18 protein-coding genes are annotated in these 18,667 nt (G+C 64.6%); 11 read left to right on the forward strand and 7 right to left on the reverse strand.

What is annotated here, in order from left to right; genetic code table 11:
• Positions 1–5: 5 nt before the first annotated feature.
• Both ETR14_RS21105 and ETR14_RS21110 read left to right on the forward strand, forming a co-directional pair.
• Positions 6–1,007, forward strand: a complete 1,002-nt coding sequence (locus ETR14_RS21105; protein ID WP_129392211.1) for an Ldh family oxidoreductase — start codon at positions 6–8, stop codon at positions 1,005–1,007.
• A complete protein-coding gene (locus ETR14_RS21110; protein WP_129388550.1) occupies positions 1,004–2,779 on the forward strand; it encodes a DUF885 family protein in 1,776 nt (591 codons plus the stop codon). Before ETR14_RS21105 ends, ETR14_RS21110 begins: the two co-directional genes overlap by 4 nt.
• A 72-nt stretch (positions 2,780–2,851) precedes the next feature.
• On the opposite strand, the gene ETR14_RS21115 is transcribed toward ETR14_RS21110, so the two are convergent.
• Both ETR14_RS21115 and ETR14_RS21120 read right to left on the reverse strand, forming a co-directional pair.
• On the reverse strand, positions 2,852–4,033 hold the full coding sequence (locus tag ETR14_RS21115; protein WP_129388553.1) for a Xaa-Pro peptidase family protein: 1,182 nt from the start codon (positions 4,031–4,033) through the stop codon (positions 2,852–2,854).
• Entirely contained in the window at positions 4,030–5,265 is a 1,236-nt protein-coding gene (locus tag ETR14_RS21120; RefSeq protein ID WP_243455619.1) for an FAD-binding oxidoreductase, read from the reverse strand. Before ETR14_RS21120 ends, ETR14_RS21115 begins: the two co-directional genes overlap by 4 nt.
• A gap of 75 nt (positions 5,266–5,340) precedes the next feature.
• Here ETR14_RS21120 and ETR14_RS21125 point away from each other — a divergent pair, with 75 nt between their 5' ends.
• From ETR14_RS21125 to ETR14_RS21140, 4 genes are read left to right on the forward strand one after another with little or no spacing between them, the layout of a single operon-like run.
• On the forward strand, positions 5,341–6,258 hold the full coding sequence (locus tag ETR14_RS21125; RefSeq protein ID WP_129388556.1) for a dihydrodipicolinate synthase family protein: 918 nt from the start codon (positions 5,341–5,343) through the stop codon (positions 6,256–6,258).
• 12 nt (positions 6,259–6,270) lie between these two features.
• Positions 6,271–7,269, forward strand: a complete 999-nt coding sequence (locus tag ETR14_RS21130; protein ID WP_129388560.1) for a 4-hydroxyproline epimerase — start codon at positions 6,271–6,273, stop codon at positions 7,267–7,269.
• Positions 7,270–7,327: 58 nt separating this feature from the next.
• Positions 7,328–7,990 (forward strand): GntR family transcriptional regulator, encoded by a 663-nt coding sequence (locus ETR14_RS21135; protein WP_129388563.1) that lies wholly within the window; start codon positions 7,328–7,330, stop codon positions 7,988–7,990.
• Between the two features lie 19 nt (positions 7,991–8,009).
• Positions 8,010–9,434, forward strand: a complete 1,425-nt coding sequence (locus tag ETR14_RS21140) for an amino acid permease (RefSeq protein ID WP_129388566.1) — start codon at positions 8,010–8,012, stop codon at positions 9,432–9,434.
• A gap of 35 nt (positions 9,435–9,469) precedes the next feature.
• On the opposite strand, the gene ETR14_RS21145 is transcribed toward ETR14_RS21140, so the two are convergent.
• Positions 9,470–11,023 carry a DUF885 family protein gene (locus tag ETR14_RS21145; protein ID WP_206185886.1) on the reverse strand — a complete coding sequence of 518 codons (1,554 nt, stop codon included), beginning with the start codon at positions 11,021–11,023 and terminating at the stop codon, positions 9,470–9,472.
• Between the two features lie 299 nt (positions 11,024–11,322).
• Between ETR14_RS21145 and ETR14_RS21150 the strand changes: the two genes are divergently transcribed.
• The gene (locus tag ETR14_RS21150; RefSeq protein ID WP_129388570.1) at positions 11,323–11,673 is read left to right on the forward strand and encodes a thermonuclease family protein; all 351 of its coding nucleotides are present in this window, start codon (positions 11,323–11,325) and stop codon (positions 11,671–11,673) included.
• An 87-nt stretch (positions 11,674–11,760) separates the two neighbouring features.
• Positions 11,761–11,910, forward strand: a complete 150-nt coding sequence (locus ETR14_RS28550; protein WP_165356558.1) for a hypothetical protein — start codon at positions 11,761–11,763, stop codon at positions 11,908–11,910.
• 28 nt (positions 11,911–11,938) lie between these two features.
• Here the strand turns inward: ETR14_RS28550 and ETR14_RS21155 are convergent, their stop codons facing one another.
• Positions 11,939–12,139 carry a hypothetical protein gene (locus tag ETR14_RS21155; protein ID WP_129388573.1) on the reverse strand — a complete coding sequence of 67 codons (201 nt, stop codon included), beginning with the start codon at positions 12,137–12,139 and terminating at the stop codon, positions 11,939–11,941.
• 271 nt (positions 12,140–12,410) lie between these two features.
• Here ETR14_RS21155 and leuA point away from each other — a divergent pair, with 271 nt between their 5' ends.
• On the forward strand, positions 12,411–14,087 hold the full coding sequence (leuA, locus tag ETR14_RS21160) for a 2-isopropylmalate synthase (RefSeq protein ID WP_129388575.1): 1,677 nt from the start codon (positions 12,411–12,413) through the stop codon (positions 14,085–14,087).
• A 73-nt stretch (positions 14,088–14,160) separates the two neighbouring features.
• Positions 14,161–14,967 carry an RNA methyltransferase gene (locus ETR14_RS21165; RefSeq protein ID WP_243455621.1) on the forward strand — a complete coding sequence of 269 codons (807 nt, stop codon included), beginning with the start codon at positions 14,161–14,163 and terminating at the stop codon, positions 14,965–14,967.
• Positions 14,968–14,996: 29 nt separating this feature from the next.
• On the opposite strand, the gene ETR14_RS21170 is transcribed toward ETR14_RS21165, so the two are convergent.
• Positions 14,997–15,356: an NIPSNAP family protein gene (locus ETR14_RS21170; RefSeq protein WP_129388582.1), complete on the reverse strand. Its 360-nt coding sequence runs from the start codon at positions 15,354–15,356 to the stop codon at positions 14,997–14,999.
• Positions 15,357–15,730: 374 nt separating this feature from the next.
• Between ETR14_RS21170 and ETR14_RS21175 the strand changes: the two genes are divergently transcribed.
• Positions 15,731–16,684, forward strand: a complete 954-nt coding sequence (locus ETR14_RS21175) for a LysR family transcriptional regulator (RefSeq protein WP_243455622.1) — start codon at positions 15,731–15,733, stop codon at positions 16,682–16,684.
• Between the two features lie 818 nt (positions 16,685–17,502).
• Here ETR14_RS21175 and ETR14_RS21180 read toward each other — a convergent pair.
• Positions 17,503–17,976: a hypothetical protein gene (locus ETR14_RS21180; protein ID WP_129388585.1), complete on the reverse strand. Its 474-nt coding sequence runs from the start codon at positions 17,974–17,976 to the stop codon at positions 17,503–17,505.
• Positions 17,977–18,219: 243 nt separating this feature from the next.
• Positions 18,220–18,660: an N-acetylmuramoyl-L-alanine amidase gene (locus ETR14_RS21185; protein ID WP_129388588.1), complete on the reverse strand. Its 441-nt coding sequence runs from the start codon at positions 18,658–18,660 to the stop codon at positions 18,220–18,222.
• Positions 18,661–18,667: the final 7 nt, after the last annotated feature.

Consider the following 18,667-nt stretch of genomic DNA (forward strand, 5'->3'; position numbering starts at 1 on the left):
TGGCGATGCGCCTCGACGAGCTGCGCGTGCTCGCCTGTACGGTGCTGCGTCGCGCCGGCCTTGCCGGCCACCATGCCGAGGCGGTTGCGGAGACGATTGTCGCCGGCGAGCGCGACGGCTGTGCGTCGCACGGCGCCTATCGGCTGCTGGTAGCGGCGAACACCATCCGCAAGGGCATCGTCACCTCAAATCCGAAATTGCAGATCGAGGAGCCCGGACCGGCACTGGTCCGCGTCCGTGGTGATTACGGCTTCGCCCAGCTCGCTTTCGCGCGCGGCCGGCCGCGCCTGGTCGACAAGGCACGCCGGTTCGGGATCGCCGCGATGGCGCTGAACGATGTGGTACACTTCGCTGCTTTGTGGCCCGAAGTCGAGGCGCTTGCCGAAGATGGTCTCGTCTCCCTTGCGGTGACTCCGAGCCACGCCTGGGTTGCGCCTGCCGGCGGTACTCGGCCGGTCTTCGGCACCAATCCTATCGCGTTCGGATGGCCACGGCCCGGACGAGATCCGTTCGTGTTCGACTTCGCAACCAGCGCGGTTGCGCGCGGCGAGATCGAACTCCATCGTCGGGCCGGCAAGGCGGTGCCGGATGATTGGGGCTATGATGCCGAGGGAAAGGCAACCACCGATGCGGAGGCGGTGCTGAACGGTGCGATGCGGACGTTCGGCGGACACAAGGGCTCGGCGCTTGCTGCGATGGTAGAGTTGCTCGCGGGCCCACTGATCGGGGATCTGACCAGCCGCCAGTCGCTGATCGCGGACGCCGAGCGCGGCGGATCGCCGATCGGCGGGGAATTGCTGATCGCAATCGATCCAGCCGCTTTCCTCGGCGGCAGCGTTGCTGAGCATCTCGCTCAAGCCGAGGCGATGTTCGAGTCGATCGAAAGGCAGGGCGCGCGCTTGCCCTCGGCGCGCCGTTATGCTGCTCGCGCGCACAGCCTCGAGCATGGCGTCCTCATTCCGTCGGCCCTTCATGCCGAGATTACGAAGATTCTGGAGACCGAATGAAGAGCTCGCTGCTGGTTCTCGCCATGCTCATGTCCGCGCCGGGCCCGGGGGAAGCCCAGGCTGCGGCCCCGGCCGCCGAGCGCCCGAAGAATGAAGCGGATGCCAAGTTCGAGACGATCTACACGCAGGAATATGCGTGGCGGGAGACCTTGAACGGACCGAGCGAAGATGGGCCGCGCAGCATTCCTGATCGCCTTCCAGACGTCGGGCCCCGGGTTCAGGCTGAAAAAACCGCGCGCTGGACCGAAGTGAGCGCCGCGCTCGCCGCGATTGACCGGAACAGCCTCTCGCCCGAGAACCGAGTCAATTTCGCTGTCTACAAGGGCCAGGTCGACGCTCTTCTGGCCGGGCAGCGCTTTCGCGACTTTGAAAAGCCGCTCAATGCGGACAGCAGTTTCTGGGGGGACATTGCCGGGGTCGCAGGCGAGAGCTTCCGCACCGAGGCGGATTATCGCAACTATATCCGCATGCTGCGCACCATGCCCGCGCACTTCGCGCAGCAGATCGTCAACATGCGCGCCGGTCTCGCCCGCGGCTTCACGCCGCCGAGGGTGACATTGGAGGGGCGGGATTCCGGTGTGATCGAAGTAACGGAGGCGAAGAGCGCCGAAGCGTCGCCCTATTACGCGCCGTTCAAGGCGATGCCCGAGACGATCCCGGCAGACCGGCAAGCGGAGCTTCGCGCGGCGGGGCGTGCCGCGATCGAGGAAGCGGTAGTCCCAGCGCATCGAGACCTGCTGACCTTTCTTCGCGAGGAGTATTTCCCGAAGGCTCGAACTGCTCTCGCCGCCAGGAATCTTCCAAACGGCGAGGCCTATTACCAGGCGAAGATACGCGAGTTCGTGACGCTCGATCTTCCTGCCGAGGAGATCCACGCCATCGGTCTGGGCGAAGTCGCCAAGATCCGCGGGCGGATGCATGACGTGATGCGGCAGGTGAAGTTCGAAGGCGACCTCAAGGCGTTTCTCACTTTTCTTCGTACCGATCCGCGTTTCTACGCGAAGACTCCGCAAGCGCTGCTCGATCGGGCGGCCTGGATCGCGAAGACGTTCGACGGCAAGGCGGCCGACTGGTTCGGCAGGCTGCCGCGAAGCCGGTTCGCCATCAAGCCGGTGCCCGAGGCGATCGCGCCCTTCTACACAAGCGGTCGCGGCGGACCCGGGATCTACCTGGTCAACACCTACAACTTGCCCGCTCGTGCGCTCTATTCCTTACCGGCGCTGACCCTACACGAGAGCGCGCCGGGCCATGCCTTCCAGATGCCGCTCGCCAACGAGAATGACAGTTTGCCCAAGTTCCGGCGCGATTCCTATCTGTCGGCCTATGGCGAGGGGTGGGCGCTCTACTCCGAGGCGCTGGGCGAGGAGATGGGCATGTACGAGACGCCCTACGATCTGTTCGGCATGCTGAGCTACCAGATGTGGCGCGCCGCGCGGCTGGTGGTGGATACCGGCATTCACACCAAGGGGTGGACCCGGGCCCAGGCGATCGCTTTCCTGCTCGACAATACGGCTTTGGCCGAGCACGAGGTGACGACCGAGGTCGATCGCTACATTGCCTGGCCGGGGCAGGCTTTGTCCTACTACATGGGCGAACTCGCCATTCAGGAGCAGCGCACGCGTGCCGAGAAGGCGCTCGGGGAAAAGTTCGACATCCGCGCCTTTCACGATGCGGTGCTGTCGCTCGGTTCGGTGCCGTTGCCGGTGATCAAGGATCGCATAGACCAGTTGATCGCCGATGGCGGCAAGGGCCCGTATCCGATCGAGAGATGATCCGAGCCTTGCTCGGGCGGCCGGCGCACCCCGCGTATCAGGCCGGGCGGGGCAATGGTTCCCAGGTCCTCGTCAGCCGAACGGACGGTCGATCGCTGTCTGCGGCTCCGTGAACCAGGCGGCGCCATCTTCGGTGACGTGGAAATGGTCTTCGAGGCGGATGCCGAACTTGCCCGGAACCACGATCATCGGCTCGTTCGAGAAGCACATTCCCGGTGAGAGCGGTGTGCGGTCGCCGCGGACCAGATAAGCGGGTTCGTGAATCGACAGCCCGATACCGTGGCCGGTGCGGTGGGGAAGCCCGGGCAGCCGATAACCGGGTCCGAGTCCGGCGGCCTCGAGCACGCGGCGGGCGGCTGCGTCCACCTCTTCGCATGGCGTTCCGGGGCGGGCTGCGGCGAACGCCGCCGCCTGCGCCTCTTTCTCTAGCGCCCACATCATTCGCTCCTCGTCAGTTGCGCGACCGAAGGCGTAGGTGCGGGTGATGTCGGAATGATAGCCCTCAACCCGGCAGCCGGTGTCGATCAGAACGAGTTGATCTTCTTCAAGATATTGCTCGCCCGGAAGGCCGTGGGGGAAGGCGGTCGCGCGGCCGAACTGAACGATGCAGAACGTCGATCCGCCGCCGCCGATCGCCCGGTGGGCGTCGTCGATGAACTTCGTGACCGTGCTGGCTGCCATTCCCGGCGACAGGATGCGCGCGGCGCGTCGATGGACCTCCAGGGTCATCGCCTTGGCCTGAGCGAGCAGCTTGAGCTCCGCGCCGGACTTGCACTTGCGGCAACCATCGATCGCAGCGGCGCCATCGATGACTTCGAGGCCGCCTGCGCGCAGCCGTTCGCCCCATTGAAAGGGCAGCAACGGATCGACCGCTAGCGTCGCCCCGCGCGGCAATGTCCGCCTGACTAGGGCGATCGGATCCTCGTCTTCCTCCCAAAGCAGCAGATCCGCGGCGATGGCGACGCCAGCTTCGAGGCTGCCGCGCTCGAAGGCCGGGCAGACGATGGCCGGAGGTCCGCTCAGCGGCAGCAACAGTGCAACCATTCGCTCGCTCAGACTCCAGGCAAGTCCGGTGAAGTAACGAAGGCTTGCCCCCGCATTTACGAGAAGAGCGTCGGCACCCGCCGCTTCGGTGAGGGCGCGCGCCCGCTCCAGCCGCATCTGCCGCTCTTCGGCATCGATCGCAGGTGCAACATCCGCCCATGGCCGTATCGCCGCAAGCTCCGCTTCGATCGTTGCGCCGCCAATCGTCATATCGTTCTCGTCCTTTCGAAACGCTCCACAGCAAACGGCGTCGCATCGATCGGGGTCGCGGCACCGCGGATCAGCGCGGCGACGATCTCGGCCGTGACCGGCGCCAAGGTGAGGCCGAGGTGCTGATGGCCGAAAGCATAAAACAGATTCTGCACACGGCGCGAGCGGCCGATTGCGGGAAGGTAATCGGGCAGGGTCGGTCGTGCGCCTAGCCAGCGCGCGAATGGTGCGGCGAGCGGGAGCCCCAGCGCCGCGACATGTGCTTCCAGCCGCCGCCACTTGCGGGGATCCGGCGGCGCATCGACACGTCCGAACTCGACGAAGCTGGCTGCCTGCACGCAGTCGGCATAACCGGTGACGATCATCGAGCGATCCTCGAACACGATCGGAGGCAGGTGCGAGGGCCAGCGATCGGCGCTTGCGCGGATGTGGTAGCCGCGCTCCGCAATCAGTGGCACGGCATGTCCGGCGGCGGCCATGAGGCGACGCGAGCCCGTGCCCGCCGAGACCAGCACCAGGTCGGCTGGGTGAGCGTCGACCACTGCGCGGCCGTTCTCCACACGAAGGAACGCCTGGGCGCGGACGATCGTACCACCCGCGGCGGTCAGCGCCGCTTCGAGCGCATCGGCCAGCTGACTGAGATCGGTGATCTGCCCGCTTCCCCGAAACTGTATTGCGTCGGCGACACGTCCTTTCGTCATTGCGTCGATGTCGCGGAGGTCACCGCCGGCAACGGGCTCGATCCGCGCCGTGCCGATGTCCGCCGCTTCCCAGGCAGCCCGGCCGGCGGCACCGCTCGCGGCGGTTTCCCAAGCGACGATGTGCCCGTCGCAGCGCAGCAGATCGGGACGGCCGACGGCGTCGGACAATCGCCGCCATCCGGGTACCGCATCCCCAAGAAGCGCGGCGAGCGCGTCACGTCCGACTTTGAAGCGGCCGGGGGTCGACGCGGCGAGCATCCGCACGCCGAAAGGAAGCCACTCGCGCACCATGGACGGCGGCAAGGAGAGAGCACCGCCCCTGAAGAACAGTCGTCTGGGGAATGCGCGAAACGTCGCAGCGGAGGCGAGCGGCGCAACCTGCTCGACCGCAATGTGACCTGCATTCCCCCATGATGCGGCATTGCGCATCGGCGAAGGTTCGAGCACCTTCACCGAGCGGCCTTGCTGGGCGAGGGTGACCGCCGCGGCGAGTCCGATCACACCTCCGCCGACGATCAGAACATCAGTCACACCATTTCCTCAGTTGCACTGCGCAATTCTATATCGTATACCGTATAAGTCTTCAAGGAACGGATGAACGAACAGATGGCCATCGGATGGAAGGGCGTGTTCCCGGCAGTTACAACGCAGTTGCACGAGGATCTTACGATAGATCTCGAGAATACGCAGCGGGTGGTCGACGATCTCATCCGTGATGGTGTCACCGGGATCATCGCCCTCGGCACCGTCGGTGAGAACAATTCGCTGACCTACGAAGAGAAGGTTTCGACCCTCGCCGCCATCGTCGAAGTTGTCGCCGGACGGGTGCCGGTTGTGACCGGCTGTTCCGAATACGACCTCCGTCGCGCCGCACGCTACGCCCGGGCAGCCGAGACGGTGGGGGCGGACGGGCTGATGCTGCTGCCGCCGATGGTCTACGTTCCCAAGCGCAACGAGCTGGTCTCTCACTTCAAGGGCGTCGCCCAGGCGACGACGCTTCCGATCATGCTCTACAACAATCCTCCGGCCTATCGGACGACGATCGATGCGGAAGTGCTCGATGCGCTGACCGAGGTCGAGAACATCGTTGCAGTCAAGGAATCGGCGCCCGATACCCGCCGCTTCACCGACTTTCGCAACCGGTTCGGCAATCGCTACATATTGTTCGCCGGTCTCGACGATGTCGCGCTCGAAGGGCTTTATTTGGGCGCACAGGGTTGGGTGTCCGGTCTCACCAACGCCTTTCCACGGGAGTCGGTCGAACTCGTTGCGGCCTTCGAGAGGGGCGACCATGCGAAGGCGCTGGAGATCTATCGCTGGTTTATGCCGCTTCTGCATCTCGACGCGGAACATGATCTCGTTCAGGCGATCAAGCTTGCCGAGCAGGTGATGGGCCGTGGTTCGGAACGGGTGCTGCCGCCGCGACTGACTCTGGAGGGCGCCCGGCGGGCCGAGATCATCGCCATGGTCGAAAAGGCTGCCGCAACGCGTCCGCAGCTCGCCAACACCGCTCAGGCGGCCTGAACCGGATCGAAGATGCGCCACACCTTCTTCTGCATCGACGGCCACACGGCGGGCAATCCGGTACGGCTGGTCGCTGGCGGCGCGCCGTTGCTGAAAGGAGCGTCGATGTCGGAACGGCGCCAGGACTTCCTCGCTCGTTTCGACTGGATTCGCACCGGTCTGTGCTTCGAGCCACGCGGCCATGACATGATGTCCGGAGGGTTCCTTTATCCTCCGACGGATGCTGCAAACGATGTCGGCATTCTGTTCATAGAGACGTCGGGGTGCCTGCCGATGTGCGGCCATGGCACGATCGGAATGGTGACCTTCGGGATCGAGCACGGCCTGATCCAACCCGCCATGCCGAGCCGACTTCGGGTCGAGGTGCCGGCCGGGTTGCTCGAAATCGCCTATGCGCGGGAAGGGGACCGGGTCACCTCGGTGCGCATCACCAACGTCGCCTCCTACATCGCGGCGCGCGGGATCACGGTGGATGTGGAGGGGATCGGGCCGCTCAGCATCGATGTCGCTTATGGCGGCAACTTCTACGCCATCGTCGAGCCGCAAGGGGCGTATGAGGGGCTCGACGCGATGGGTGCCGCAAGGCTCGTCGAGCTCAGCGGCCGCGTCCGTCAGGCCGTGCAGGCCAAGTTCGAACCCGTTCACCCGCTCGATCCGACGATCCGCGGCGTCAGTCATGTCCTGTGGGCGGATGTCCCGCGCTGGGACGGTGCCGACGGCCGCAATGCGGTCTTCTACGGCGACAAGGCGATAGACCGAAGCCCGTGCGGTACCGGCACGTCGGCGCGGCTCGCCCATCTCGCGGGCACCGGACGGCTCCAGGTCGGGGAGCGGTTCGTGCACGAAAGCTACATCGGCAGCCGGTTCATCGGACGGGTCGAGCAGGAGACGAAGCTCGGCGACCAGTCCGCGATCGTCCCGTCCATCGAGGGCTCTGCGGTGGCAACCGGGTTCAACACGATCTGGATTGATCGCGCCGATCCTTTCTGGGAAGGTTTTCAGGTCAAGTGATCGATGCCAGATCCCGGCTCCCGGCCGTCGCGGCTCGGTCGAGCAGGAGCCTTTCCCAATGAGCATCGTGGTCCGAACCCTGTCCGAGCAGATCTTCGAGATCATCCGGGAACGAATCGTGCTCGGCAAACTTCCCGATCAACTGCCGATCCGCCAGGATGCGCTAGCCAACGAGCTCGGCGTCAGCAAGATTCCGCTCCGCGAGGCGTTGGCGCGCCTTGAGCAGGAAGGCCTGCTCGTCAGCCAGGCCAATCGCGGCTATTTCGTCCGGCCGATGTCGGCGGAATCCGCCGAAGAGATATTCGAGCTTCGGCTGAGTCTGGAGCCGCAGGCGGCAGGGCGGGGAGCGTTGCTTGCCGACGACGTCGGCCGGGCGGCGGCGGTCGAGGCTTATGAGGCGCTCGACAGTGCGGCGCTCGATGCCGGTGCCGAAGTGGCGGTGCGCAACCGCGCCTTCCACACCGCTCTGGTTCGTCCCGGCGGGCGGCTGCTCACGACCCAATTGGTCGAGCGCTTGGCGATCCTCTCGGAGCGCTACGTGGTGACGCACCTGGAGCCGGCCGGCCGCGAGGACCGCGCGCACCTGGAGCACAAGCAACTGATCGAGACCTGGCTCGCGCGCGATGCAGAAGGAATTGCTGCGCTGCTGACCGCCCATATTCGCGGCACGCTCGAGGATCTGAGAGCCCAGCTGGCAAATTCGGCGGGCGAGGGTAGCTAGACAAAATGAAGGGGAGACGATGTTCGGACCGCGTAAATCGATCGACACAGCCGGCAGTCAAGGTGCCGGACATCGTCTCGCCAAGACTCTCAGCTGGCCGCACCTGATCGCGCTTGGGGTTGGCGCGATTGTCGGCACCGGCATCTACACGCTGACGGGGGTGGGCGCGGAACGTGCCGGTCCCGCCGTGATCCTGGCCTTCGCCATCGCCGGCGCGGTGTGCGCGTGCGCGGCACTCGCTTACGCGGAAATGGCCACCATGGTTCCGGCCGCCGGCAGCGCCTATACGTTCAGCTATGTCGCCATGGGTGAGGCGATCGCCTGGGTGATAGGCTGGAGCCTGGTGCTCGAATATTCGCTCGCCTGTTCGACGGTGGCGGTCGGATGGTCTGGCTATCTGGTCGGTTGGCTACAGTCGGCTGGTCTCGATCTACCGCAAGCTTTGCTGGTCGGCCCCCATGCCGGCGGCATCATTAACCTTCCGGCCGTCGTCGTCGCGCTGTCGATCATGGGTCTGTTGATCGCCGGCACGCGGGAGAGCGCTACCCTCAACATCATTCTCGTCGTCATCAAGCTTGTCGCGCTCAGCCTGTTCGTGATCTTCGCGCTGCCCGCCTTTCAAAGCGACAATCTTCAGCCGTTCATGCCTTATGGCTTCGGCAGCACCGAGGTGATGGGCGAGAAGAAGGGCGTGATGGCCGCGGCGGCGATCGTCTTCTTCGCCTTCTACGGCTTCGATGCCGTTGCGACGTCGGCGGAGGAAGCCAAGCAACCAGGTCGGGATCTGACCATCGGCATCATCGGATCGATGGCAGCCTGCACGATCATCTACATGCTGGTGGCGATTTCGGCGATCGGAGCGCTGCCGTTCACCGCGCTCGCCAATTCTCCCGAGCCGCTCGCTCTGGTCCTGCGGACGCTCGATCATCCCGTTGCCGCACATCTTATCGCCTTGGCCGCGGTGATCGCGCTGCCGTCGGTCATCCTGGTGATGATGTACGGCCAAAGCCGGATCTTCTTCGTGATGGCGCGTGACGGACTGTTGCCTCGCCGGCTCGCGGCGGTGAGCCCGCGCACTGGCGCTCCGACCCTGATCACCCTGCTGACCGGCATCGTGGTCGCCGCCGTCGCCGGCTTCTTCCGTCTCGATGAAATCGCCGAACTCGCCAATGCCGGCACCCTCGTCGCCTTCGTCGCGGTGGCCGCGAGCATGATGATCCTCAGGCGCACGGCGCCAGGTGCGGCGCGTCTGTTCCGCTGCCCCCAACCATATCTGGTCGGCACCGCCGCCATCCTCGGTTGCCTGTATCTGTTCGTCAGCCTCCCTGAGACGACGATCGTCCGCTTCCTGATCTGGAACCTGGTTGGGCTCGTGGTCTATTACGCCTACGGGCGCCGCCGCAGCGCGCTGCGCGACCCGCAACCTGTCGCTGCCGCGGAATAGGGCAAGGCTGCACGACCGGCGCGTCGTGCGCCTGCTCAGTTCGGGAGCATCTCGTCGGCGATGAGCGGGATCGGGATCATTCCCGCCTTGTTGAACGAATCCAGAAAAGCCCGCAGGACGAATGGCTTTCCGGCGCGTTCGGAGCGGTGTGCTGCGTCGGCGATCAGCCTTTCGAGCATCAGCTTGCCAGTGATGTAGCTGGTGCCGTAACCTGGCTGGCGAAGATAGAGAAGCTGTTCGAAGGCCGTCAGGTCGTCGCCGGCCTTTGCCCAGCCGCGCGGCGTCCAATCGGCATGGAAGCGGCCTGCCTGCTCGAGGCTCCATTCATTCGCCTGTACGTGCAATGAGGCGAGCCCGCGCGCGGCGCGATTGGCAAGCATGATCCAGACGAGTTCGCGCGCACGCGGATTGTCGTCGTACAGGCCCGCCTGCATCATCAGTTCCTCGAAGGCGGTGGCGAAACCTTCGGCGCGCCCATCCCAGATATTGGAGAGCGAGGCACCCCGGCGGATCGGGCTCGGATGCGGCTCGTCGCGCATCCGGGCGAGGTCGATCCAATGGTAATCGTGGCTGAACAGCAGCATCGGCTCGCGATGCGTGACCTGTGCGAAGAAGGCGCGTTGCGGCTCCGGCACGAAATGGCCGATCTGCGGTGCGATGGCAGTCCTCAGATAGGGCTTGTCGGGAATTATCTGCTCTCGGACGAGGAAGGCGACGAACGCGTCGAGACGTCTATTCGACAGCGCCTGAAAGGTCGCCTCATCGGTAACGGGCGCGAGTGGCGGCAGATCCCGGTTGCGATGCTCTTCAAGCTTCAGCGCGGCATGCGCGCGTTCCAGCTCGCGGCGGAGCAGAGCCATTTCCTCGTTCCAGTCATAGGGGCTGAAATGGACATTGCGCTGATACCAGCTATATTCGTCGCGGCCGACGCCGGACGGGCCGGTTTTCCCTGGTGCTACCGTCTCGACCCACTCGATGAAGCCATCAGTCGCCGTGCGCGCCGCATTGATCGCCTGTCGGAGCGCACCGCCCGCACCGGTCATGTCGGCCTTTCGGCTGCCATCCAGCTTGGATATGATCAGCGTTCCCGCCTCGAGTTGCGTCAGTGCTTCGGCCTGGTCGCGCAGCATTCGAGGGCTGTAGCGCCAGAGATCTCCGGCATTGGAATCCTTCAAATTCGCTCGAGCCTGCGCGAGCAGCGCAGGGATTGCACGAAGCTGTGCCGTGAGCGTCGCCTGATCCGCTCGGGAAAGCGGAAATTCATACGCGTGAAGTGCGATTTCCGGTTGTGCAGCCGGTCCTTCGCGAAGAGGCACGTCGGTGCGGCTCGCCCAGACCTGGACGTAGAAAGCAGGGTCCCGCGCCCAGGGGCGAAGCACCCGCAGCTCGAAATCCAGGCCGTTCATCTCCGCCTCGACAAGTCTGTAGTCGTTGCGCTGCTCGGCATTCCAGCCTGCGGTCCGAATGGAGGCCAGGCGTTGCTTCCATCCCGGGAGGGCAGCCGCCTTGCGTGCCATTGCGGCAGCCGAATAGTCCGGAACCCCGCCGTGTATCTCCGGAGCCTGAAAGACACGCCAGGCTTCGAACAATGAGGCGAGGTCCGCGTAATCGGATTTCCCGTCTTGCCCACTCGGATGTGGCGTGTCGGGGCGTGCGTATCCCGGAACACAGAGTGCGAGCGCACATGCTGCGGCGATGAAGGACGCTCGCACACCGGTTCTCCTGATCAGTGAGCCAAAATCGTATACGATGTAGCTCGCCCTGGTCAACAAACGGGACAAGGAGACCGCTATCGGGAGATGAAGCGGGCGGCTATCAGGCCGTCCGGGGGCGTGCCTCCAGTGTTCGAAGAAGCGTATCGGTAGCGTTGGTAATGTTTGCGTCCGTCATGTTCGTCTGTGCCGTCGTCAGCGTCTACGACGGTGACACCTTGACCTGCGAAAGCGGGGTCAAGGTTCGTCTGCGCGCTGTCGACGCGCCCGAGATCAGGGGATGCGGTGGGCGGCGCGGCCGGGTTTGCGTCGAAGGAGATCCGATTGCCTCGAAGCGCCATCTGCAAAAGCTTGCGCTCGGCAGAAAGCTCCAATGCCGCAAGGACGGCGGCATGTCCTACAAGCGGCAGAATGCGTGGTGCAGCGCCGGCGGTGTCGATCTCTCCTGTGCCCAGGTGCGGGCGGGTTACGCGGCGCACGACGTCAAATATGATCGCGCGCGCAGGCTTTGCCGCCAATCCGGTTGATCGGGCGCGAGTTTCCGGGGATGGGAATGGAGCCGATCGCCCGTTCTTCGGTTGGATCATCGATGCGGAGGAGGAGGAGGAGCGCATATGTCACTAGATGACGAGATCATCGACACGCCTGAGGGGCCGATGACCTGGGCGCAGTGGAAGAAGAAGAACCCCGTTCAGATCCCGTCGCGCCGCACCAAGGGCAAGAAGCTGCCGGTGAAGGTGAAGCGGTTCACGTCCGAACGCTGAGCCGAGGGACGCTGCCGGTCAGGCGTCCTTACTTCTTGGGCGTGACCCACACCGAAACCGGGACGACGAACTTGCCCGGTTCCGGCTTTCCGACGTCCACCCTTTCAGCCTTCACCAGTTCGCCGCTTGCGAGCGTGAAAGGGGCCCAGGGTTTTGGCATGCGCCCGAAGGTCATCTTCTGGATCGGAAGGCCGGTGGACGTGTTCATGATGGTTGCAATGATGCTCATCGCGGGCCGGTAGCCAGCACGGTGCCGGTCGTCCAGTGGGCTGCAACGTGTCGGCGGATCACCACGCTACTGACACCACGAGTGGAGGCGCGAATGCCGCATTGCATCAACCACCGCTTCTGCTTTAGACGAATTCCTGTGAAAGCAGCATTTGCCTCGATTCCCGGCATGTCGCTCGGCTTGCGACTTATCGGCGGCCGCCGGGACTGACGGCCGCCCGGCGGCGGCATCGCTGTCGTTTCCACATCAACAGGTTTCAGGAGGCGCACCGATGCTGCGCGACCCATCAATCAAATACCGCCCGTTCCCGGCCGTTGCGCTGCCCGACCGCCAGTGGCCCGCAAGAACGATCACCAAGCCGCCGCGCTGGCTCTCCACTGACATGCGGGACGGAAATCAGGCGCTGATCGACCCGATGAATGCCGAGAAGAAGCAGCGCTTCTTCGATCTGCTGGTCGAGGTCGGACTGAAGGAGATCGAGATCGGCTTTCCCTCCGCAGGAGCGACCGAATTCGACTATATTCGCGGGCTCGTCGGCTCCGGCGCGATCCCGGACGACGTGACCGTCCAGGTTCTGACGCAGGCGCGAGACGACCTCATCGATCGCTCGTTCGAAAGCCTGGAGGGCGCCCGAACGGCTGTCGTCCACCTCTACAACGCCGTGTCCCCGGCCTGGCGCCGGATCGTGTTCGGTCTCGATCGTGCAGGCGTCAAGGAGATCGCCATTCGCGGCATGACTCGCATGCGCGAGCAGGCGGAGCGCCGGCCGGAGACCGATTGGCGTTTCGAATACAGCCCGGAAACCTTTTCGACGGCCGAGCTCGAATTCAGCCTGGAGGTCTGCGAGGCGGTGATCGACGTGATCGAGCCGACCCCCGAGCGGCCGCTCATCTTCAACCTGCCGGCGACAGTGGAGGCGTCGACGCCGAACATCTACGCCGATCAGATCGAATGGTTTTGCCGGCATATCTCGCGCCGAGACAGCGTTGTGATTTCGGTTCATCCGCACAATGATCGCGGCACCGGCGTCGCGGCCGCGGAGCTTGCGATCCTCGCCGGAGCTGATCGGGTGGAGGGCTGCCTGTTCGGCAATGGCGAGCGCACCGGCAACGTCGATCTGGTGACGCTGGCGCTCAACCTCTACACGCAGGGCATCGATCCCGGGCTCGATTTTTCCGACATCGATCGAGTCGTCAGCATCGTCCAGCACTGCAACGCCCTGCCGGTCCATCCGCGACATCCCTATGCCGGCGAATTGGTGTTCACCGCCTTTTCGGGCAGCCATCAGGACGCGATCAAGAAGGGGTTCGCAGCGCAAGCCCAGCGCAACGATGAAATCTGGGACGTGCCTTACCTGCCGATCGATCCGGCGGATCTCGGTCGCTCCTACGAGGCCGTCATCCGGGTCAATTCGCAGTCGGGCAAGGGCGGAGCCGCCTGGGTGCTGGAGCAGGACAAGAAGCTCAAGCTGCCGAAGCGGATGCAGGCCGATTTCAGCCGGCACGTGCAGACGCATGCGGACGCCTTGGGCCGGGAGCTGACGGCGCAGGACATCTGGTCGGTGTTCCAGCAGGCCTATGCACTCGTCGGCGAGCAGCCTTTGGCTCTTGTCGAGTATGAAGGCCGATCCATCGGCGATGGCGACCGGCAGTTTATCGGCCAGATCCGCTTCAATGGCCAGGAGGTTCGGCTCGCCGGCCGCGGAAACGGGCTGCTTTCCGGTGTGCTGCACGCTTTGCAGGATGCCTGCGGCGTCGGCTTCGACATCGCGGATTATCACGAGCATGCCATCGGCCACGGCAGCGACGCCCAGGCGGCGGCTTATGTCGAGTGCAGGACGCCCGAAGGTGCCGCCTTCTTCGGCGTCGGCCTCGACACCGATGTCGCCAGTGCCTCGGTCAAGGCCCTGCTCAGTGCCGCCAATCAGGCGCTGCAGAGATCGGAGTGAGAAGAACGGCTTCGGCGCTCGAGGCCTTCGAGCGCCGAGCCTTGCGTATCAGGACCTGAACATGCCCAACGTCGTGACCATCGATGATCCGGCGGACATTCGGATCGCGGCCTATCGGGACATACGCGAGCGCGACCTTGTCGGGCGCGATGGCCTGTTCGTCGCCGAGGGGCAGGTGGTTTTGGAAAAACTGATCGACAGCCGGTGGTACCACCCGCAATCCCTTCTGATCGCTGCCAAGCGCCTGGATGCCTTGGCGGCGCTGCTGGCCCGCCTTCCCGATGACGTGCCGGTATTCGCGGCGTCACAGCGGGTCGTCGACGGCGTCGCGGGCTTCCCGTTGCACCGCGGGATCCTTGCGATCGGTGCGCGCAGCGAGACATCGAGTGCTGAAACGTTGCTCGCCGGACTTCCCGCCGACGCGGATGTGCTGCTGCTCTCGGCAATTGCCAATCACGACAATGTAGGGGGAATCTTTCGCAACGCGGCCGCGTTCGGGATCGCGGCAGTGCTGCTCGACGCGGATTGCTGCGATCCGCTCTACCGCAAGGCGATCCGGGTATCTGTCGGCGCGTCCTTGCTGGTGCCGTTCGCACGGCTGGGGCGCGGCGAGGATCCGCTAGACCTGCTGGCGCGCCACCGCTTTCATACGGTCGCGCTCAGTCCGGCTGGCGCGGCGATACTGTCCGATTGGGCTCCGCAGCGGCGTAACGCGGTGCTCCTCGGCGCTGAGGGGCCGGGCCTTTCTCCGGCAATGTTGGCACGCACGACGAGCTTGCGGATACCGATGAGCGCGGGTTTCGACTCGCTCAACGTCGCAACCACCAGCGGCATCGTGCTGCACCACATCGCAGTCGAACGGCGCGGACGGATCTGCTAACCCGCAATCTGGTATCGACGAGCCTCGTGTCAGCGCCGATCCGCTGGCGCTGCTGCGCCGCTCAAGACGTCTCGGGTGCACCCGACCGGCAGCAAGGGCCGCAGAAAGCTTCGTTCATAGCGCAGGACGCATCCGCTCTCGTCACGAATGCGATCGGCAGCAATGAATTCGGGATCCACTCCGAACCGTTGCCGGTACCTCTCGTAGGCGGCAAGACTGTCGAAGCTGAACAAAGCGATCGCCAGGTCGCTTGCACCCTCGGCCGGAAGATAATAGCCGTGATGCACGCCGCCGTGCTGCGCGACGAGGCACATCCAAGCTTGGGCGAACGCTTCGAAGGCGTCGAGGCGCTTGGGCGCGATGACATAATGGACGACGCACGTGATCATCTCTGCGCCTTCGCGGATGAACGTGCATCCCGATGTGGGGACAGGGGCGGGAGCCCCCCTGCACCGCACGCGTCCCGCCACTTCACATCGGTGAATGGCCGGTCTCCGGAAACGATCGGAGGCTTAGGTGGATCACCCGACCGCAGGAAGCGAAGAGGGCATCCGCCTGCTCCTTCGCCGCTCCCGGAGTTCCAAACCTGCGGTGCATCACCATGCCCGCCATTCCGGCGACCGTATGGGACCGTCAATGCACGGCGGGAGCTCTGCTCCGAATGCGCTTGGACGATGAAGATGTTCACTTTCCCTCCTTCGAGCCCGGCGCGGGAAGGACGTTGCTGATGCACGGCCATCGGCGCCTTTATTGCCGTCGAGAGATGCGGACGCCGGAGATATTGGTCCAATTTTCCTTTCGTATATACGGTATCGAGATGGTGGATATCAGGACGTTCGACCTCAACCTGATCCGGATCCTCGACGCGCTGCTCGACGAAGGAAGCGTGACCGGAGCCGCGTCGCGGCTCGGCCTGACTCAGCCGGCGGTCAGTGGGGCCCTGGCACGCTTGCGCCACGCGCTCGGAGATCCGTTGTTCGTCCGTGCCCAGCGGGGCGTGGTGCCAACCCCGCGCGCTCTGGATCTGGCGCTCTCCGTCAAACGCGTGTTGAGGGAAGCCGAGGCGATCCTCCAGCCGTCGGCGTTCGATCCGGCTTCGGCGCAATTTCAGGTATCGGTGTCCGCCTCGGATTACACTCAGCGCGTCCTGCTCACGCCATTTCTCTCGATTCTGGGGCGAGACGCGCCGGGGCTAAGGCTGGCGATACGGCCATTGCTCGGCGGCAGTCTGCTGCCACTGATGGCGCGCGGTTCCGTAGATCTGGCCTTGCTGACGCTCGAGGAGGCGCCGGAACAGCTCATCTCCCGGCGATTGTTCGACGATCGCTACGTGTGCGCGATGCGGCGAGGCCACCCGCTCTCCGCCGGCGTGCTGAATCTCGACGCCTTTTGCGACCTCAAGCACGCACTGGTCTCGCCGCAGGGGGGCGGCTTTCGGGGCCGCGTCGATGCTGCACTCGATGTACTGGGGCGCTCTCGTCATGTGGCGGTTTCGGTGCCCAGCTTCCTTGCCCTGCTCGACATCCTTGCGGAGACCGATCTTATTGCAGCAATTCCCGAGCGGTTGGTCAGGAGCGCGCCGGACCTCGAGCAGCAACCGCTGCCAGTCGCGGTTCCGGAGTTCACGATTATCGCCGCCTGGCACGAGCGCACGCGGCATGACCCTGCGCAGAACTGGCTCCGGGCCCGCCTCGCCGACTTTGCCGGTGCAGCCTGAGCCCGTGACGCTCGGCCATTCAGGAGCGTGCCTGCCGGCAAATGCTCGTCAACACCCTCCACACGGCGTGGACGTTCCGCTGATGATGAAGGAGTAGCTGAGCGGCCCCAGCGTAATTCGATGGCGCGTGTTGGGGGGCATCCTGATTCCAGCCGGTGTCGCCACCGACACCCGTCTTCGCGAGATCGATCAGCAGACTGCCGTCGCCATCTGGGCGGATGTCGGAACTACGTGCCTGTCCCGGAGCCTTCGTCGCCGATCGCCATGGAGAGAGGCGAGGACGTTTGATCTAGGATCGGCGGTGCTGCGGACATGATCGAGGGTCGGCGCGGTGCTGTGGACGAGACCGACGCCCAGCGGGCAGGGGAGGTCGTCGCGTAGCGGCGTGAACTGCATCATTCCGGTAACGCTGCCGTTCCCGCCACTTACCCCGACGCAACGTGTTCAATCGCGTAGGCTGCCCTGATCTCCCGTCGTTCTGAGGCGTCCAGGTAAATTTGCGCACCCACCGAGGAGCGCTCGGAGCGAACGGTCGGTTGCCCGCAACTCCAGCACCTTCGCACTCAGGATGTCGGCGGCTGCGCGTGCATCTTTCGGAAGTGGACCGACCATAGGCACGGGAGGGGGAATGTCACCACGATCCGCACAGGTGACGGCCACCGGAATATAAGCAATCGTCGGCGTCACCCTCCCACAGCCGCTGAGTAGGACAACGGCAAGGCATGGCACCATGCGTACCGAAATGGCGGCTTGGCCGCCGACTAACGTCATCATCATCGCTACCGATCCTCTGGCCTGAGTAGGGGCGCTTCGTCCGGCTACAGACCGGACATCGTCTGCAGCGTGTCGCTGATCGTGCAGGGTTCCGCGACAGTGCGAGGTCGGGCGGCTGACCTCCGAAGCGCCGTGATGTGCGGGGCCTGAAGGCGGTTGGCCTTGTTCGCGGCCGCAAGCAGTGTCTTCGCTTCCGTCATGCGCCGCGCGCTCTCGTCCGCGAGACGTCGCGCGGCACGTGCCTGCACGCCAATCAGAGCATTTGCGTCCGCAAGTTGCGCATTGAGCTTGGCCGCATGACGCTGCTCGGATTGCAACGAGAGCCAGAGAAAGGCGATGATCAGGACGATCGATCCGGCAGCCGCTATACGCCAGTAGCGCAGCACGGAGCCGAGCAAGGAGAGCCTACCCATCAGGCAATCCCCCGATTGAGCTGTTGTCGTGCCGGTCCGAAATAGGGAGGCGTGTTCAACATCGGTTGGATCGGCGCAGGTGACGGCAATGGTGCGAACGCGCACGGAGGAAGAGCCTGCTCCTGGCTGGCCGGTATTGGAACGGCAAGGATCGCTGCGACGGTGAAGAACTTCACGACCGTGTCTCCTTTCTGAGCGCGTTGATGGCCGGCGAGCAGCGGACCCGAGTGGCGACGAACTCGAAACAGTGCGGGTGCACGTCTCGCCCATAGCTCCCCGCGCGGGCAGGAACTGAGCTTTGCGTCGGCACATTCAGGCATGAGCCTCGGGACCAGGAGCAGGGGCGCACTAAGCGCCGGCGGCGGTTTTTCCCAAGTCGGTCTCCGCCATCCAGGCTGCAACGTCGAAGCTGGGGCAAGCCTTGTTGACGCCCGGAAAATCACGATGGCCGCAGACCCTTGCCTCGGGATATGCCTCCAGCATCGTTCCGATAAGAGCCTTCATCGCCATCTTCTGCGCTTGAGTGCGCGTGTCCTTCGGACGCATGGCCACGTCGACACCGCCGGCGTAACAGATGCCGATGGTATCCAGATTATGGCCTTGAACATGTGCGCCCGGAACGCCGTCAGGGCGCCCCTTCTCGATCTTGCCATCCAGCCGGATGAAATAGTGGTAGCCAATTCGATCGAAGCCGCGGGTCCGGTGCATCTGGTCGATATCAGACGCGCTGATCTCGCGTCCCTCCGGCGTAGCGGAGCAATGAAGGACGATTGCGGAGATTTTGCGCATCGAGATG

The organism is Sphingosinicella sp. BN140058, assembly GCF_004135585.1.
Lineage (GTDB): Bacteria > Pseudomonadota > Alphaproteobacteria > Sphingomonadales > Sphingomonadaceae > Allosphingosinicella.

Excerpts from the sequence above, each read along its gene's own strand:
- ETR14_RS21125 (WP_129388556.1), top strand. The coding sequence starts at position 5,341 with ATGGCCATCGGATGGAAGGGCGTGTTCCCGGCAGTTACAACGCAGTTG.
- ETR14_RS21175 (WP_243455622.1), top strand. The coding sequence starts at position 15,731 with ATGCGGACGCCGGAGATATTGGTCCAATTTTCCTTTCGTATATACGGT.
- ETR14_RS21150 (WP_129388570.1), top strand. The coding sequence starts at position 11,323 with ATGTTCGTCTGTGCCGTCGTCAGCGTCTACGACGGTGACACCTTGACC.
- leuA (WP_129388575.1), top strand. The coding sequence starts at position 12,411 with ATGCTGCGCGACCCATCAATCAAATACCGCCCGTTCCCGGCCGTTGCG.
- ETR14_RS21105 (WP_129392211.1), top strand. The coding sequence starts at position 6 with ATGCGCCTCGACGAGCTGCGCGTGCTCGCCTGTACGGTGCTGCGTCGC.
- ETR14_RS21155 (WP_129388573.1), bottom strand. The coding sequence starts at position 12,139 with ATGAGCATCATTGCAACCATCATGAACACGTCCACCGGCCTTCCGATC.
- ETR14_RS28550 (WP_165356558.1), top strand. The coding sequence starts at position 11,761 with ATGTCACTAGATGACGAGATCATCGACACGCCTGAGGGGCCGATGACC.
- ETR14_RS21140 (WP_129388566.1), top strand. The coding sequence starts at position 8,010 with ATGTTCGGACCGCGTAAATCGATCGACACAGCCGGCAGTCAAGGTGCC.
- ETR14_RS21110 (WP_129388550.1), top strand. The coding sequence starts at position 1,004 with ATGAAGAGCTCGCTGCTGGTTCTCGCCATGCTCATGTCCGCGCCGGGC.
- ETR14_RS21115 (WP_129388553.1), bottom strand. The coding sequence starts at position 4,033 with ATGACGATTGGCGGCGCAACGATCGAAGCGGAGCTTGCGGCGATACGG.
- ETR14_RS21130 (WP_129388560.1), top strand. The coding sequence starts at position 6,271 with ATGCGCCACACCTTCTTCTGCATCGACGGCCACACGGCGGGCAATCCG.
- ETR14_RS21170 (WP_129388582.1), bottom strand. The coding sequence starts at position 15,356 with ATGATCACGTGCGTCGTCCATTATGTCATCGCGCCCAAGCGCCTCGAC.
- ETR14_RS21185 (WP_129388588.1), bottom strand. The coding sequence starts at position 18,660 with ATGCGCAAAATCTCCGCAATCGTCCTTCATTGCTCCGCTACGCCGGAG.
- ETR14_RS21135 (WP_129388563.1), top strand. The coding sequence starts at position 7,328 with ATGAGCATCGTGGTCCGAACCCTGTCCGAGCAGATCTTCGAGATCATC.